The sequence below is a fragment of the Streptomyces sp. XM83C genome (assembly GCF_023072675.1).
Classification (GTDB): domain Bacteria; phylum Actinomycetota; class Actinomycetes; order Streptomycetales; family Streptomycetaceae; genus Streptomyces; species Streptomyces thermocoprophilus.
In genome coordinates this window covers 1-16,099 of the sequence record NZ_JALLGL010000140.1, presented here as the reverse complement: position 1 = coordinate 16,099, position 16,099 = coordinate 1, and the positions used below count along the sequence as shown (strand labels likewise).

Below are 16,099 nucleotides of genomic sequence, written 5' to 3'. Positions count from 1 at the left end.
GAACAACAACGACGCGACGCCTTCCCCGACTGGCTGCACACCTACAATCACCACCGCGGACACACCGCGCTGAAAGGCCAGCCACCCGCCAGCCGCGTTCCTAACCTCTCAGGGCAATACACCTAGGAGTACCTCTTCTGGCAGGGCTTCTTCTTCTCGTACGCGGACCTGTAGCCGGACATGAAGTCCCGCATGGCCGACGCCTCCTCGCGTCCGGGCTTCGTGACCTGCACGAAGAGTGTGATGTCCTCTTTCTGTACGTCCGCAGCTCGGCACTTCACCACGGACGCGGCAGCGTAGGGCCGGTAGGCGATCGTGCCGTCCTCTGCCGACTCCCCGCCGAAACCGCGCAGTCGATCGGTCAGGACTCCCGCCGGTGACATATGGTCTGCGGGGATGTGCTCAATGGCGATGTCGAGCACCGTCTGGCCGTCCACGCTCACCGTGCACAGCTCGGCGCCCCCGGGTCCCTCGAACTCGGTGCTGAGCTTCTTGCCGGAGGCAGGCAGCACACGATCCAGCGCGTCCGTCGGCACGGCGACGCCGCACAGCGCCTTGGGCACGGTGAACTCCCGCTTCGGCTCGTCGGACGAGCAGCCGGCGAGCACCGGCGCGGCGAGGAGCAATGCCGCGCCGTTCGCGAGAAGAGTCTTGATCCTCATGAGCCGCTGCTCTCCGACCTCCACTGCGCGCCGTCCGAGTGGGCGAGGCCCGCCTTCAAACGTGCTGCCCGGCGGAGATCGTCGGCCGTTTCGGGGCTGATCGACTGGTTGTTCAGCACGGCACGGTCGACGGCGTCCGCCGCCGATGTGATGGCGGCATCGCGGCCCTGGGTGTAGTTCAGGCCAGCCTCGGCCTGCGCTTCCGACGTCGTGTCCTTCTCGAAGCTCTTCATGATGGATTCCTGGATGTCCTCCGAGATCCATCCCAGAGCGGTACCGGCCACGGGGACACGTTCCCCTGCTGTCTCGATCCCCATGCTCAGGATTCGGTCGACCCATTTCTGCTTGTCGGCCGCTGCTTCGTTGTACTCCTTGTCGGAAGCGGCGTGGTATTCGTAGATAGCCTGCGCCCGGGCGTCGTCCATGATGCCCGCGATGGCTGATCCCGGCGCCACTGCCGCCCCCACCCGCCCGTCCAGAGATGCCGTCGACTCGCTGCGTCCGTTGATGACGTGATCCACGACGTTCGAGGTGTAGGCCTGCTGCGCGGTGGTGATGGTCGCGTAGGCATCCGGGTCCTGGCCGACCTCGCCCAGGAAGCGCATGGTGTTGTTCATATCGAGCGTCGCAGGCTCCCCGAAGGTGGGGAACTCGTCGCTGTCCCCCTCCTTGTACATCGCTCGCTGGAAGTCTCCCATGTACTCCGCGGTGATCTCACCGAGGCTGCCCCGCAGCCCGTACAGCGGGCCCGTCTTCTCGTCGATGTCGCCGTTCTCGTTGTGGCGGATCAGCTCCGGGTTCGAGCCGAACTTGTCGACGATCTGCTTGACCAACCCGGCCCGCGCCGCCGTGTGCTTGATCGCGTCGCCGTCGGCGTCGCTGTCGTAGGGGCGGCCCGTGGTGGCCGCCTCCAGGGCGTGGCCGAGGGCCTGCGGGCCGAAGGTGAGGGCCTTCTTCGTCTTGTCCTCGTCGATGAGGACGTTGTTGTCGTTGGTGTCGATCGTCCACTCGAAGTCCTCGCGGGTGAACAGATCGAGGTACGAGGTGGTGTCGACCGTGCCGTTCCGGTCGACCGTGCCGTCCTCGTTGTACGCGGTCGGCGGCTGCGTGAAGAACTGCTCCGCCGCCCTGGGGCTGTGCCCGAGCGCCTCCAGGACGCTGTTGATCGGCTCGTTGCCGGTGCCCAGCCCGCCCGCCGGGTTGAAGCCGTAATTGTCCGGCCAGCCGCCCGGCTTGTTGGACACGAAGTAGTACGGGTCCTTCGTGTGCAGCTGGGTGATGTGCTCGGCGATCGGGTTGAGGAAACGCGGGTCGTAGTCGCCGTAGCGCAGCAGCCCGCCGAGGATCTGGTAGCCGTACGGCTTGTTCCACTGGCCGGGCTCCCAGCCGACGGGCTGCGTGCCCAGCCGGCGGAACTCGTCGCCCCAGCTGGCCGGCAGATGGTACTTGTGGTCCTGGTTCGTGGCGTTGGCCAGCGTGAAGCCCATGACCTTCTGGAAGTCCTGCACGGCGGCCAGCCGGTTCTTCGTCGCGTCCGGGTCGGTGCCGTTGATGGCCATGTCGGCGTAGAACTGGAGCGCCTTCTCGGGACCGCCGAGTCCCTTGTAGAACTCGGTGGCGAACTCCCCGTCCTTCTCCGCCGAGTTGTAGCGCAGCAGCTCGTTCAGTTCGCGCAGCTCCGCGTCCGACATGTCGTGCCGCTTGCGGGCCAGTTCCAGGGCGCGTTCGACCTCGGCGTCGTTGAGGGAGCCGTACGAGGCGTGCCCGGCGTTGTGCTTGTCGTTGCCGTGGCTCTTCTCCAGGGCGCGAGCCACGGAGGAGTCGATCTCGCGGGCGTGGGAGAGGATGCCGTTGATCCGTTCCTCCAGCTCCTGCCGGGCGTTCAGCTGCTCCTGCGTGCGCTCGTCCGTGTCGCCCCGCACATGCGGGTAGAAGCAGCGGGCGGTGCCGTCGCCGTTGTCCTCCACGCGCAGGCCGAGCTTGGCCGCGTCCCCGTCCACGGCCTGCTTGAGCTGTTTCTGCAGTGCGGTCAGCTCGCTGTGCCCGTCGTCGAGGACCTGGTAGATGCTGTTGGCCTCGGTGTGGAGGTCGTCTATCTCCTTGGCGGTCTTGCCGATGAACTCCCGCGACACCGTCGCGTTGACGCCCGCCCAACGGGCCCGGTCCGCCTTGGTCTTCATGCCCTGGCGTGCGCTGTCCGCGGCCTTCTTCAGCCCGTCGACGGTCTTCTTCCAGTCCGCGACGGCCGTGCCGAGCTTGCCGAGATCGACCTCGATGAGGTCGGTTAAGGTCAGAGCCACTGCGCGTTCCCCTACTTGAAGTACTTGTCCAGCTCCGACACCGACACCGCGCCGCCGTCGGCGTTGCGCAGGACGGTGCCGATGCGGGCGTCGTCGTTGCCGTGCTGCTTCTTGCTGTAGTCGAGGTGGTCGGAGATGTGCGCGCAGGCCTGAAGCACCGACTTCAGCTGCGACGACCACACCTCGACCGTATTCTCCAGCGCGGCACCCGTGGCGAAGTTGTGCGACTTCAGATGAGAACCGGCCTGCCCGGTGGAGCCCGCCCCGCCTCCGGAGGCGCCGGCGGTGGCGATGTCGGCCTCCTTGCGCAGGCTCTCGTAGAGCAGGAACGCGTCGTGCCCGACCGCGCCCAGGTCGTCCTGGTACACGACCAGGTCACCACCTCCGCCTCCGCCCCCTTCGGCCGGCAGCTGGTTGAGGCGCATGCGCGTCGACTGCCGTTCGGCGGCCTGCGCTTTCATCTGCTCCCACTCGCCCCATGCCATGGCAGGACCTTCCCCGTACTGAGGTGTGCGTTCGTGACCGTGGAACGCCAGCACGCTAGCAAGACGTGCGGCCCGTGATGTGCGGTAGGACACCAGTCGTGACGGGCCGAGTGTGGATGTTCGATGAAGATCCGCGCCGTACCCGTGCGGTGAACCGGCAAAACAGGCCATCCGAGGCGCGGATACCGGTACGCCAAGACAGTTCCGGCCCGCCTCTGTTGGTGCCGTTGCCCGGGTTGACTAGAGTGGTAATCGCGTTGTCGGCAACGGCTCGCTTTGCGATCGTACGGCGACAGGTTCAACGGTCACGGCCGGACCCGGCCGGTCGACCGCACGGGGAGAACGGGGAGGAGCGTCATGCTTCAGCACGGCATGGCGGAACACGCGCCGACGACATCGACCACATCGGCCGGACGATCACCACAGCTCTGAACCGGTCCGTCCGCCTTTCGCATCAGCCTCGTCACAAGCCGGGCAAGGGGCTTCAGCGGGTGGCACGTCAACGCGAAGATCGACCAGGGGCCCGGCGTCCCGGCGACGGGGCACCGGCGGGTATCCGCCGGCCCAGGGTCCAACTACAGACACAGGAAAGGCAGGAGGTTGGTCATGGCCGGCTCGCAGAAGCTCCAAGATGCCGCAGTAATCTCGCTCCAGAAGCAGATGTACGAGAAGTACGAGGCCACGCTGAAGCGGGTGCACCGCCTCCAGGGCGTCATCGACGGCCTCGAGGGTCAGTGGCACGGTATCGGTCGCGCCGAGTTCGACCGCAAGCAGATCGAGATCAACGAGTCGATGCAGAACATCGGCAACATCCTGGGCCAGGTCATCGACGCGATGACCAAGACGCGGAACATCAAGGACAGCAAGGAAGACGAGGTGCGCGCCGCCGCCGCCCGCATCAACCTGCACGACGGTGCCGCCACCACCCCGACGTCCGCGCTCAGCTCCTACTGAGCCGAGCACAGCCATCCCCAGGTACCCACGAGCGAGACAAGGTAGGCAGGCATGAGCCGTAACGGTGACGGGCTGCAGGTAACGTACGACGGCCTGGACGTGGCCGCGACCAACATCGGCAACGAGGCCAAGGCGCTGGAGCAGGACCTCGCCGAGCTGCGCCGCATGGTCGTCCAGAGCCAGGAGTACTGGGCCGGTGAGGCTCAGGGCACCTTCCACGACAAGCTGCAGCGCTGGGACAAGGAAGCCAACGACATCCACCAGGCCCTGGTCGGCATCGGGCACGTGGTGCACCAGGCCGGCGGTGACTACATGGCCGGTGACAAGAAGGCGGCCTCCTACTTCCAGTAGTCCGGCTTCGGCCCCACGGCACCGGCAGGGTGGACGCGCGCGGGAGGCGTCCACCCTGTTCCCGTTCCCGGCGGGGCCGCCCACGCGCCCCGCGGAGGGCCTCACCCGCCGCCGCGGACACCGCCGTACGACGAAGGGGCCGTACCCGCCCACAGCGGATACGGCCCCTTCACATGTCTGCCGTCACTGCCCGTCGTCGACGAGACCCACCTGCACCAGCGGGCGGCCCCGCTTCCGCGACACGAACACACCCCGGCCCGCCGGCATCGGACGCGGTCGCACCCCGCCCAGCAGCTCACCCTCGTTCGGGTCACCGGCGAGGATCACGCCCTGCGCGCCCAGCTCCTTGATGCGCTGCATGAACGCCTCGTAGCCGGCGCGCCCCGCGCCCGCCGTCGAGCGGGCGATGATGAACCGGACACCCACATCGCGGGCGAACGGCAGCAGCTCCGTCAGCCCCGCCAGCGGATTGCCGCTCGACGTGGACACCAGGTCGAAGTCGTCGATGACGACGAACACGTTCGGGCCCCGCCACCAGCTGCGGTCCCGCAGCTGCTCCGGCGTCACGTCCGCGGTCGGCGTACGCCGCTGCATCAGATCCGCCAGCGCGTCCATGTGGTGCTGCATCTGGTTCGACATCGGCACGTACTCCGCCAGATGCGACTGCGGGGTCACACCCAGCAGGGAACGCCGGTTGTCGACCACGAACAGCTTGCAGTCGTCGCCGTCGTACCGCTCGGTCAGCCCCTTGATCAGCAGCCGCAGCAGATTCGACTTGCCGGACTCGCTCTCGCCGAAGACGAGGAAGAACGGATCCTGCTCGAAGTCCACGAACACCGGCTCGAGATTGTCCTCGTCGATCGCGAAGGACACACCGCGCTCCGGGAACCGGTTGCCCGGCGGCAGCTGCGAGGCGGGGAAGGTGCGCGGCAGCAGCCGCACCTCGGGCGCGCCCGGCTGCTGCCAGTGCCGCGACACCTCGGCCGCCAGCGCCTGCGTGGCCTCCGCCAGGTCCGTGTCCGAGGACAGACCGTCGATACGCGGCACCGCCGCCATGAAGTGCTGCTTCTGCGGGGTCTGGCCGCGTCCCGGCACACCCGTCGGCACGTTCGCCGCGACCTTGCGGTCGAACTCCGAGTCCATCGGGTCACCCAGGCGCAGCTCCAGACGGTTCATCAGGTGGTCCTTCAGATTGGAGCGCACCTCCATGGACCGCGACGCCGTCAGGATCAGGTGAATGCCGTAACCGAGGCCGCGCGCCGCGATGTCCAGGACGACCGGCTCCAGCGCCTCGTAGTCGGTGCGGAAGTTGCCCCAGCCGTCGATGACCAGGAACACATCGCCCCACGGCTGGTCCGTCACCGAGATCTCACCGCGCGCCCGCCGCGAACGGAACTCGGCGATGGAGGAGATGCCCGCCGAACGGAAGTACTCCTCGCGGCGGGTCAGCACGCCGTACACCTCGGCCGCCGTACGCCGCACCTTCTCCGGGTCCAGACGCGAGGCCACACCACCGACATGCGGCAGGCCCGCCACCGCCGACAGACCGCCACCACCGAAGTCCAGCCCGTAGAACTGCACCTCGTGCGCGGTGTGCGTCAGCGCGAACGACGCGATGATCGACCGCAGCAGCGTCGACTTGCCGGACTGCGGGCCGCCCAGGATCTGCATATGGCCGGCCGCGCCGCCGAAGTCCACCCACAGCGGGTCGCGCCGCTGCTCGTACGGCTTGTCCACGATGCCGACCGGGATGACCAGCCGGCCCGCACCCTCGTACCCCGGCTGCGTCATACCGCGGCCCGGCACCGGCGCCAGCCCCGGCAGCAGCGAGTCCAGCGACGGCGGGCTGTCCAGCGGAGGCAGCCACACCTGGTGCGCCGCCGGTCCCTGCGCCTCCAGACGCCGCACGATCACATCGAGGACGGTGTCGGCGAGCGCGTCGTCCTTCTCGTCCACGCCCGGCTCCTGCCGCTGCTGCGGCACCGCCGCGTACTGGACCGGCACCTCCGCCGCCGTGAACAGCACCGGCCGCCGGTCCACCGGCAGCGGCCCGCCCAGCGCCGCCGCCTGCTGCGAGCTGGAGCGGTACACACCGGAGACGTACGCCGCCTTGAAACGGACCATCTCGTCCGTGCCGAACTTCAGGAAACCCGAACCGGGCACGTTCGGCAGCTCGTACGCGTCCGGCACACCCAGCGCCGCCCGCGACTCGGCCGCGGAGAACGTCCGCAGACCGATCCGGTACGACAGATACGTCTCCAGGCCGCGCAGCCGGCCCTCCTCCAGCCGCTGCGACGCCAGCAGCAGATGCACACCGAGCGAACGGCCGATACGGCCGATCTGCACGAACATCTCGATGAAGTCCGGCTTCGCCGTCAGCAGCTCGCTGAACTCGTCGATGACGAGCACCAGGGACGGGATCGGCTGTAGCGGGGCGCCCGCCGCGCGGGCCTTCTCGTAGTCGTGGATGTTGGCGTAGTTGCCCGCGTCCCGCAGCATCTCCTGACGGCGGTTCAGCTCACCGCGGATCGAGTCGCCCATACGGTCGACCAGCGTCAGATCGTCCGCCAGGTTGGTGATGACCGCCGCCACATGCGGCATCTGCGACATGCCCGCGAACGTCGCACCGCCCTTGAAGTCGGCGAGGACGAAGTTCAGCGTCTCCGACGAATGCGTCACCGCCAGACCCAGCACCAGCGTGCGCAGCAGCTCCGACTTGCCGGAACCCGTCGCGCCCACGCACAGACCGTGCGGGCCCATGCCCTCCTGCGCGGCCTCCTTCAGGTCCAGCATCACGGGCCGGCCGTCCTCGCCGACACCGATCGGCACCCGCAGCCGCTCCGACTGCGACCTCGGCCGCCAGGTGCGCTTCGGGTCGACCGACGCCGCGTCGCCCAGGTTCAGCAGATCCGTGAACTCCAGGTTCGCCAGCAGCGGCTCGTCGCTGTCGTCGCCGCCCGACGCCATCCGCAGCGGCGCCAGCTGCCGCGCCAGCGCCTCCGCCGCCTCGTACGACAGCACGTCCGGCGTGCCCTCGTAGACATTGCCGTGCGCCGACTCAAGGCGCAGTTCCTGCGGCCGTACGACCACCGAAAGGTCGCCGTGGACCGCGTTCAGGTCACCCGGCACGACCTCGATGACCGTCACGCCCTGCAGGCCCTCGGGGGAGGCCAGCAAAGACGTCGGCGGCAGCGACACACCGTCGAGGATCACCACCAGATGCGGCTGCTCCGGCACCGGCTGCCCGTCGGGATGGAACCGCGGCCGGCCCTCCAGCCGCGCCGCGAGCCGGTCCTCCAGCTCCACCGGGTCCGTGGAGATCAGCCGCACACTGCCCGCACCGTCCGTCAGCCCCCGCGCCTGCACATGCGGCAGCCACTTCGCCCACTCCCACTCCGGCGCCGACTCACGGCCCGTCGCGACCGCCACGACCAGGTCCTCGGGGGAGTGCAACGCCACCAGCGACGCGGTCAGCGCGCGGGCCGCACCGCGCACCGTGGCCGGGTCGCCGCTCACCGTCACGTGGTAGAACGCCCGCAGCGACACCGCCATCGGCAGATCGTCGAGCATGCCGTGCGTGGCGAGGAACCGCTGCATCGCGCCCGCCGTCAGCGGCTCCAGCTCGTCCACCGGGCCCAGCTGCGGCGGTATCAGCGGAGTGGACAGCGCCTGCGGGCCGAGCCCCACCCGCACCTGCCCGAAGTCCGCATCGCCGGTGCGCCGCTCCCACACCCGGCTGCCCTCGGCGACCAGCGCCCACAGTTGCTCGGGTGAAGGATGCAGGTAGTACTGGGCGTCACGCTGTGCCTTCGCCGTCTCCACCGCGGCCCGCCGGGTCTGTGACAGATACCGCAGGTAGTCGCGGCGCATGTCCGCCATCTGGCCCTGACTGCCGCGGCGGTAGCGCACCAGCATCGAGATGCCCATCGCGATGGTGGACGCCACCATCACCATGCCCATGATCTTCATGAAGGGCTGGGCCTGCGGGTTGAAGAAGAACACCACGGAGCCGCCCATGCCGAGCATGGGAAGGAGCTGCATCAGCGCGCCCTCCTGCTGCCCGCGCGGAAGCTCCGGCGGCGGCTGGAGCACGACCTCGTCCGTGGGCACTTCCTTCGGCAGTGCCCGCGGCGGGCGCTTGACGACGATGTGGCTCACTACGCACCAATTCCCTTGCCGGACCGAGATTTTTCGTCCGCCGCCCCGTGTCAGGCGAACGTCGATCGCGAAGCGCGATCCTACTGACAACCACCGGCACCGACGGGCGGTAGGGTGCCGGGGAGACGTGTGAGCAGTTGCGAATCAGCCCGGGAAAACCGGGCATTTGGCAACGGTTCGAATCAAGTGCCGTCCCCCGGGCCCCGGCCCGAGCCGCACGGTCGGCCCCAGGTGCGGACGGCGCCGCACAACCTACACAGGATTTTTACGGGCGGAACGCGCACGCGAGACCGTGCGCGGCCCACCACCGACGAGGGGGAACAGCAGGTGAGCATGACGGCCTCCGCGCCGGCCGGCGCGACCCGGCAACCGGGCACCGGAGCCCCTTCCGGAGCGGGCACGGGGTTCGGCTTCTGCCGCGTCACCATCGTGGCACCCGACAGCCGTATCGACGTGGCACTCCCCGACGACGTACCCGTCGCCGACCTCTACCCGGAGATCCTGCGGCTCTCCCAGCAGAGCCCCGCCGAGGGCGCCCCCGTCGGCTACCACCTCGTACGCCGTGACGGCACCGTCCTCGACAGCGCCCGCTCCTTCACCGCGCAGCGCATCCTCGACGGCGAGCTGCTCACCCTGCGCCCGTTCGCCGAGTCGCTGCCGCCCGCCGTCCTCGACGACGTGTCCGAGGCCGTCGCCTCCGCCGTCACCCGCGACCGCGCCCTGTGGAACGGCGACCTGACCCGCGCCGCCGGACTCGTCGCCGGCGGCATCCTGCCCGCGCTGCTCGCGTTCGTGGCGTGGAGCTCCCAGATCCGCCACGACATGCACAGCCTCCAGGGCGTCCTCGCCGGCGTCACCGGCCTGCTCCTCGTCGTCATCGCCTGCGTACGCGCACGTGTCTACGACGACCGCGGCTCCGCCGTCGCCCTCGGCCTCGGCGCCCTGCCCAATATCGCCGTCGCCGGCTCCGGGCTGCTGCCCCTCGCCGACCACCAGGGCATCGGACGCCTCCAGTTCCTCCTCGCCTGCACCGCCGTCCTCGTCGCGTCCGTCGTACTGACCCTCGTCTCGCCCGGCGGCGACGGACCCTTCGTGGCGTTCCTCTTCGCCTCCGCGATCGGCCTCGTCACCACCTTCATCGCGATCCTCACCCACCTGCGGCCCATCGAGACCGCCGCGATCTGCGCACCCCTGTCCGTCGTCGCGCTCGCCTTCCTGCCCGGCCTGTCCATGCGCTTCGCACGGCTGCCCATCGGCTTCGAACCGCCCAGCCCGTCCCGCGGCTACGACAGCGCCGACGGCGCCGGCCAGGAACCCATCGACGGCGAACGCATCGCCGCCCAGGCCCGCCGCGGCCACGAACTGCTCGTCGGCCTCGTCGGCGGCTGCGCCCTCGTCTCCGTCGGCGCCTCCATCGTCCTCGGCTTCTCCAGCAACCTCTGGGCGCAGCTCCTCGCCCTCGCCACCGGCGTCGCCATGCTGATGCGCGCCCACCTCTTCCGCTACACCGCCCAGGTCGGCGCCACCCTCGCCGCGGGCCTCGCCGCGATCGTCTTCCTCGGCCTCGGCCTCGCCCTGAACCCGCCGCGCGACTACCTCATCGAGGCCTTCCAGGGCGACACCACCGCCCTCGACATCCGCAGCGTGTGGCTCGTCGCCGCCGTCGCCGCGGCCACCGCCCTGGTCACCGCGATCGGCCTGATCACCCCCCGGCGCGGCGTCACCCCCTTCTGGGGCCGCTTCCTGGAGATCGCCGAGAGCTTCGTCCTGCTCACCCTGATCCCGCTCGCCCTCGCCGTCTTCGACGTGTACGCGCAGGCCCGGGCCATGACGAGCTGAACCCGGACATGGACAAGGGGCGGTACGCGCACGCGTACCGCCCCTTGCATCTGTGCATGTCCGCGCGCGAAGACATCCGCGCGCGAGGTCAGTCCTGCGGCGCCGGCTCCACATCGAACTCGCCGTCCCGCGCCCCCAGCACAAAGGCACGCCACTCCGCCTCCGTGTACCGCAGCACGGTGTCCGGGTCCAGCGACGACCGCATGGCCACGGCTCCGCCCGGCAGATAGGCGATCTCCACCCGCTCCTCGTGCTCCTCGGTGCCGGGCGCGCAGTGCCACTCCACGCCGGAGATGTCGAGCGCGTACAGTTCGTCCCGCTCCCGCTCCTTGCGCGCCTTGATCTCCTCAGCCGTCTCCGCCATGCCCAGCGACCCCTTCCCGACGTACCGGATGTGCGTACTCACCCTAGTGGCGGCCCACACCCAGCCCGGCCCGTTCACCGGACCGGGGCAAAGGCCCCCGCAACCGCCTGGTACCCTGGGTGACGGCCGTTTGTGTACGCACCCCCGGAGCCCGTGAAGGTTCTGGAGGCCGCGCCCAGCGGATCCCCGCCTCCCGAGTAACGGAAGCTCCCCCGAGACGCAGACCGGGGGCACTCGGTGGCCACTCAGACCCATGAGGAGTACGCGTGTCGCTCGACGCCGCTACGAAGAAGCAGATCATCGCCGAGTTCGGTACCAAGGAGGGTGACACCGGCTCCCCCGAGGTCCAGGTCGCTCTGCTGTCCCGTCGGATCTCCGACCTGACCGAGCACCTCAAGACCCACAAGCACGACCACCACTCCCGCCGCGGCCTGCTGATCCTGGTCGGTCAGCGCCGCCGCCTGCTGCAGTACCTCGCCAAGAAGGACATCCAGCGCTTCCGTACGCTGGTCGACCGCCTCGGCATCCGCCGGGGTGCGGCGGGCGCCAAGTAAGACGCCGTGAAGGGAGCGGTTCCCGCAAGCCGGGGGACCGCTCCCTTTGCTGTACGTGCGGAGTGTCACCCACGCTTTGTAGTGTGGTAACACAACGCACGACGCAAATCGCACCACACAGCGTGATGACAGCTGCCCGCAGCGGGTAGGCCGACAGCACGCACACAGACGAGGAGAAGCGCACCTCGCCGCCGCCGGTCCTCGGTAGTGGCCCCCGGGGGGAAGCGAGCCCCGGGTGCTTCGATCGAAGACCGGCCCGCACAACGGAGCGCTTTTCCGCCACCGTCCCCCCGCCACACGGGCGAGGAGGGACGAGGACGAGGAGAAAACGCTAGTGGAGAACGAGACCCACTACGCCGAGGCCGTCATCGACAACGGCGCCTTCGGCACCCGCACCATCCGCTTCGAGACGGGCCGCCTGGCCAAACAGGCCGCCGGCTCCGCCGTGGCGTACCTGGACGACGACACCATGGTGCTGTCGGCCACCACCGCCTCCAAGCAGCCCAAGGACCAGCTCGACTTCTTCCCCCTCACGGTGGACGTCGAGGAGCGGATGTACGCCGCCGGCAAGATCCCCGGCAGCTTCTTCCGCCGTGAGGGCCGGCCCAGCGAGGACGCCATCCTCACCTGCCGCCTCATCGACCGCCCGCTGCGCCCGTCCTTCAAGAAGGGCCTGCGCAACGAGATCCAGATCGTCGCCACGATCATGGCGCTCAACCCCGACCACCTGTACGACGTCGTGGCGATCAACGCCGCCTCCGCGTCCACGCAGCTGGCCGGCCTGCCCTTCTCCGGCCCGATCGGCGGCGTCCGCGTCGCGCTGATCCGCGGCCAGTGGGTCGCGTTCCCCACGCACACCGAGCTCGAGGACGCCGTCTTCGACATGGTCGTCGCGGGCCGCGTCCTGGAGGACGGCGACGTCGCGATCATGATGGTCGAGGCCGAGGCCACCGAGAAGACCATCAAGCTCGTCGAGGGCGGCGCCGAGGCCCCCACCGAGGAGGTCGTCGCCGCCGGTCTGGAGGCCGCGAAGCCCTTCATCAAGGTCCTCTGCAAGGCCCAGTCGGACCTCGCCGCCAAGGCCGCCAAGCCGGTCGGCGAGTTCCCGATCTTCCTGGACTACCAGGACGACGTCTTCGAGGCCCTGACCGCCGCGGTCAAGCCCGAGCTGGCCCAGGCGCTCACCATCGCCGGCAAGCAGGAGCGCGAGGCCGAGCTGGACCGCGTCAAGCAGCTCGCCGCCGAGAAGCTCCTGCCGGAGTTCGAAGGCCGCGAGAAGGAGATCTCCGCCGCGTACCGCTCGCTCACCAAGCAGCTGGTCCGCGAGCGCGTGATCAAGGAGAAGAAGCGCATCGACGGCCGCGGAGTCACCGACATCCGCACCCTGGCCGCCGAGGTCGAGGCCATCCCGCGGGTCCACGGCTCCGCCCTGTTCGAGCGCGGCGAGACCCAGATCCTGGGCGTCACCACCCTCAACATGCTCCGCATGGAGCAGCAGCTGGACACCCTCTCCCCGGTGACCCGCAAGCGCTACATGCACAACTACAACTTCCCGCCGTACTCCACCGGCGAGACCGGCCGCGTCGGCTCCCCGAAGCGCCGCGAGATCGGCCACGGCGCCCTCGCCGAGCGCGCCCTGATCCCGGTCCTGCCGTCGCGCGAGGAGTTCCCCTACGCGATCCGCCAGGTGTCCGAGGCCCTCGGCTCCAACGGCTCGACGTCCATGGGCTCCGTCTGCGCCTCCACCATGTCGCTGCTGAACGCCGGTGTGCCGCTGAAGGCCCCCGTCGCCGGTATCGCCATGGGCCTGATCTCCCAGGAGATCGACGGCGAGACGCACTACGTCACCCTCACCGACATCCTCGGTGCGGAGGACGCCTTCGGCGACATGGACTTCAAGGTCGCCGGCACCAAGGAGTTCGTGACCGCCCTCCAGCTCGACACCAAGCTGGACGGCATCCCCGCCTCCGTCCTCGCCGCGGCCCTCAAGCAGGCCCGCGACGCCCGCCTGCACATCCTCGACGTGATGATGGAGGCCATCGACCGGCCCGACGAGATGAGCCCGCACGCCCCGCGGATCATCACCGTCAAGATCCCGGTCGACAAGATCGGTGAGGTCATCGGCCCCAAGGGCAAGATGATCAACCAGATCCAGGAGGACACGGGCGCCGAGATCACCATCGAGGACGACGGCACCATCTACATCGGTGCCGCCGACGGCCCCTCCGCGGAGGCCGCCCGCGCCACGATCAACGGCATCGCCAACCCGACGATGCCCGAGGTCGGCGAGCGCTACCTGGGCACGGTCGTCAAGACCACGACCTTCGGTGCGTTCGTCTCCCTGCTGCCCGGCAAGGACGGTCTGCTGCACATCTCGCAGATCCGCAAGCTCGCCGGCGGCAAGCGCGTCGAGAACGTCGAGGACGTCCTCGGCGTCGGCCAGAAGGTCCAGGTCGAGATCGCCGAGATCGACTCCCGCGGCAAGCTGTCGCTGGTCCCGGTCATCGAGGGCGAGGACGACGAGCAGAAGGACGACACCGACAAGTGACGTCCCGCGGCTCCAAGGCGACGGCCCGCCCCTCTTCGGAGGCGCGGGCCGTCGCCCGTACCCAAACCCTCATCAAGGGCACCGGCGGCATCGGCACCGTCCGCAAGACCACCCTCCCCGGCGGCCTGCGCATCGTCACCGAGACCCTGCCCTCCGTCCGCTCCGCCACCTTCGGCATCTGGGCCCACGTCGGCTCCCGCGACGAGACGCCCACGCTGAACGGCGCCACGCACTACCTGGAGCACCTGCTCTTCAAGGGCACCGCCCGCAGGTCCGCCCTGGACATCTCCTCCGCCGTCGACGCCGTCGGCGGCGAGATGAACGCGTTCACGGCGAAGGAGTACACGTGCTACTACGCGCGCGTGCTCGACACCGACCTGCCGCTCGCCATCGACGTCGTCTGCGACATGCTGACCGGGTCCCTCATCCGAGAGGAGGACGTCGACGTCGAACGCGGCGCCATCCTCGAAGAGATCGCCATGACCGAGGACGACCCCGGCGACTGTGTGCACGACCTGTTCGCGCACACCATGTTCGGCGACAACCCCCTCGGCCGCCCGGTCCTCGGCACCGTCGACACCGTCAACGCCCTCACCGCCGACCGCATCCGCCGCTTCTACAAGAAGCACTACGACCCCACCCACCTCGTGGTCGCCTGCGCCGGCAACATCGACCACAACAAGGTCGTACGCCAGGTCCGCGCCGCCTTCGAGAAAGCCGGCGCCCTCCAGGACACCGGCGCCCAGCCCATCGCCCCGCGCTCCGGCCGCCGCGCCCTGCGCACCGCGGGCCGCGTCGAACTCCTCGGCCGCAAGACCGAGCAGGCGCACATCGTCCTCGGCATGCCCGGCCTCGCCCGCACCGACGACCGCCGCTGGGCCATGGGCGTCCTCAACACCGCCCTCGGCGGCGGCATGTCCTCCCGCCTCTTCCAGGAGGTCCGCGAGAAGCGCGGCCTGGCCTACAGCGTGTACTCGTACACCTCCGGCTTCGCCGACTGCGGCCTGTTCGGCGTGTACGCCGGCTGCCGCCCCTCGCAGGTGCACGACGTGCTGAAGATCTGCCGCGACGAACTCGACCACGTCGCCGAACACGGCCTGTCCGACGACGAGATCGCCCGCGCCACAGGCCAGCTCCGCGGCTCCACCGTCCTCGGCCTGGAGGACACCGGCGCACTGATGAACCGCATCGGCAAGAGCGAACTGTGCTGGGGCGAGCAGATGTCCGTCGACGACATGCTGGCCCGTATCGCCGCGGTCACCCCGGACGAGGTCCGCGCCGTCGCCCGCGACGTGCTCGGACAACGCCCGTCGCTGTCGGTCATCGGCCCGCTCAAGGACAAGCAGGCCGCCCGGCTGCACGACGCGGTCGCCTGACAAACCACCGATCAGGAAGCAGGAACATGAGCAAGCTGCGCGTGGCGGTCCTCGGCGCCAAGGGCCGCATCGGCTCCGAGGCGGTCAAGGCCGTCGAGGCCGCCGAGGACATGGAGCTGGTCGCCGCCCTCGGCCGCGGGGACACCCTGGAGACGCTGGCGGCCTCCGGCGCCCAGGTGGCCGTCGAGCTGACCACGCCGGACTCCGTGATGGCCAACCTGGAGTACTGCGTCGGCCACGGCATCCACGCCGTCGTCGGTACGACCGGCTGGACCGAGGACCGCCTGGAGAAGCTCAAGGGCTGGCTCGCCGCCTCCCCCGGAACCGGCGTGCTCATCGCGCCGAACTTCTCCATCGGCGCCGTACTCACCATGAAGTTCGCCCAGCTCGCCGCGCCGTGGTTCGAGTCCGTCGAGGTCGTCGAGCTGCACCACCCGAACAAGGTCGACGCCCCCAGCGGCACCGCCACGCGCACCGCCCAGCTCATCGCCGCCGCCCGCCGTGACGC

12 protein-coding genes and 1 pseudogene are annotated in these 16,099 nt (G+C 69.5%); 8 read left to right on the top strand and 5 right to left on the bottom strand.

The features are described from left to right. Positions 1 to 126, top strand: a pseudogene (locus tag MTQ10_RS17250) (IS481 family transposase); the annotation flags it as partial. Here the strand turns inward: MTQ10_RS17250 and MTQ10_RS17245 are convergent. Genes MTQ10_RS17245 through MTQ10_RS17235 form a run of 3 tightly spaced genes read right to left on the bottom strand, consistent with a single transcriptional unit; the run spans position 123 to position 3,447 of the window. Then, positions 123 to 662 (bottom strand): hypothetical protein, encoded by a 540-nt coding sequence (locus MTQ10_RS17245; protein WP_247468992.1) that lies wholly within the window; start codon positions 660 to 662, stop codon positions 123 to 125. The pseudogene MTQ10_RS17250 and the gene MTQ10_RS17245 overlap by 4 nt on opposite strands. Further along, complete coding sequence (locus MTQ10_RS17240) at positions 659 to 2,962, bottom strand: hypothetical protein (protein ID WP_247468990.1); 2,304 nt, start codon at positions 2,960 to 2,962, stop codon at positions 659 to 661. The genes MTQ10_RS17245 and MTQ10_RS17240 overlap by 4 nt, the downstream gene beginning before the upstream one ends. Positions 2,963 to 2,973: 11 nt before the next feature. After that, positions 2,974 to 3,447 carry a hypothetical protein gene (locus MTQ10_RS17235; RefSeq protein ID WP_247468989.1) on the bottom strand — a complete coding sequence of 158 codons (474 nt, stop codon included), beginning with the start codon at positions 3,445 to 3,447 and terminating at the stop codon, positions 2,974 to 2,976. A 606-nt stretch (positions 3,448 to 4,053) separates the two neighbouring features. Between MTQ10_RS17235 and MTQ10_RS17230 the strand changes: the two genes are divergently transcribed. Continuing rightward, positions 4,054 to 4,401 carry a hypothetical protein gene (locus MTQ10_RS17230; RefSeq protein ID WP_247468988.1) on the top strand — a complete coding sequence of 116 codons (348 nt, stop codon included), beginning with the start codon at positions 4,054 to 4,056 and terminating at the stop codon, positions 4,399 to 4,401. Between the two features lie 51 nt (positions 4,402 to 4,452). Then, entirely contained in the window at positions 4,453 to 4,752 is a 300-nt protein-coding gene (locus tag MTQ10_RS17225; protein WP_247468986.1) for a WXG100 family type VII secretion target, read from the top strand. 183 nt (positions 4,753 to 4,935) lie between these two features. On the opposite strand, the gene eccCa is transcribed toward MTQ10_RS17225, so the two are convergent. Then, positions 4,936 to 8,910, bottom strand: coding sequence for a type VII secretion protein EccCa (eccCa, locus tag MTQ10_RS17220; protein WP_247468984.1), 3,975 nt, complete (start codon positions 8,908 to 8,910; stop codon positions 4,936 to 4,938). 333 nt (positions 8,911 to 9,243) lie between these two features. Between eccCa and eccD the strand changes: the two genes are divergently transcribed. Continuing rightward, positions 9,244 to 10,749: a type VII secretion integral membrane protein EccD gene (gene eccD / locus MTQ10_RS17215; protein WP_247468994.1), complete on the top strand. Its 1,506-nt coding sequence runs from the start codon at positions 9,244 to 9,246 to the stop codon at positions 10,747 to 10,749. Between the two features lie 88 nt (positions 10,750 to 10,837). On the opposite strand, the gene MTQ10_RS17210 is transcribed toward eccD, so the two are convergent. Continuing rightward, on the bottom strand, positions 10,838 to 11,113 hold the full coding sequence (locus MTQ10_RS17210; RefSeq protein ID WP_247468982.1) for a DUF397 domain-containing protein: 276 nt from the start codon (positions 11,111 to 11,113) through the stop codon (positions 10,838 to 10,840). 266 nt (positions 11,114 to 11,379) lie between these two features. Between MTQ10_RS17210 and rpsO the strand changes: the two genes are divergently transcribed. From rpsO to MTQ10_RS17190, 4 genes are all read left to right on the top strand, one after another. Beyond that, positions 11,380 to 11,667, top strand: a complete 288-nt coding sequence (gene rpsO / locus MTQ10_RS17205) for a 30S ribosomal protein S15 (RefSeq protein ID WP_030619140.1) — start codon at positions 11,380 to 11,382, stop codon at positions 11,665 to 11,667. 334 nt (positions 11,668 to 12,001) lie between these two features. Then, positions 12,002 to 14,215: a polyribonucleotide nucleotidyltransferase gene (locus tag MTQ10_RS17200; protein WP_247468980.1), complete on the top strand. Its 2,214-nt coding sequence runs from the start codon at positions 12,002 to 12,004 to the stop codon at positions 14,213 to 14,215. After that, positions 14,212 to 15,591, top strand: coding sequence for a M16 family metallopeptidase (locus MTQ10_RS17195; protein ID WP_247468978.1), 1,380 nt, complete (start codon positions 14,212 to 14,214; stop codon positions 15,589 to 15,591). The genes MTQ10_RS17200 and MTQ10_RS17195 overlap by 4 nt, the downstream gene beginning before the upstream one ends. A 26-nt stretch (positions 15,592 to 15,617) precedes the next feature. After that, positions 15,618 to 16,099 (top strand): 4-hydroxy-tetrahydrodipicolinate reductase (locus MTQ10_RS17190; RefSeq protein ID WP_282612275.1); only part of this gene is annotated, 482 nt, incomplete at its 3' end.

Bases quoted from the DNA above. Each gene is read 5' to 3' on its own strand.
- MTQ10_RS17235 (WP_247468989.1), bottom strand. From the start codon at position 3,447: ATGGCATGGGGCGAGTGGGAGCAGATGAAAGCGCAGGCCGCCGAACGG.
- eccD (WP_247468994.1), top strand. From the start codon at position 9,244: ATGACGGCCTCCGCGCCGGCCGGCGCGACCCGGCAACCGGGCACCGGA.
- MTQ10_RS17230 (WP_247468988.1), top strand. From the start codon at position 4,054: ATGGCCGGCTCGCAGAAGCTCCAAGATGCCGCAGTAATCTCGCTCCAG.
- MTQ10_RS17210 (WP_247468982.1), bottom strand. From the start codon at position 11,113: ATGGCGGAGACGGCTGAGGAGATCAAGGCGCGCAAGGAGCGGGAGCGG.
- MTQ10_RS17225 (WP_247468986.1), top strand. From the start codon at position 4,453: ATGAGCCGTAACGGTGACGGGCTGCAGGTAACGTACGACGGCCTGGAC.
- MTQ10_RS17245 (WP_247468992.1), bottom strand. From the start codon at position 662: ATGAGGATCAAGACTCTTCTCGCGAACGGCGCGGCATTGCTCCTCGCC.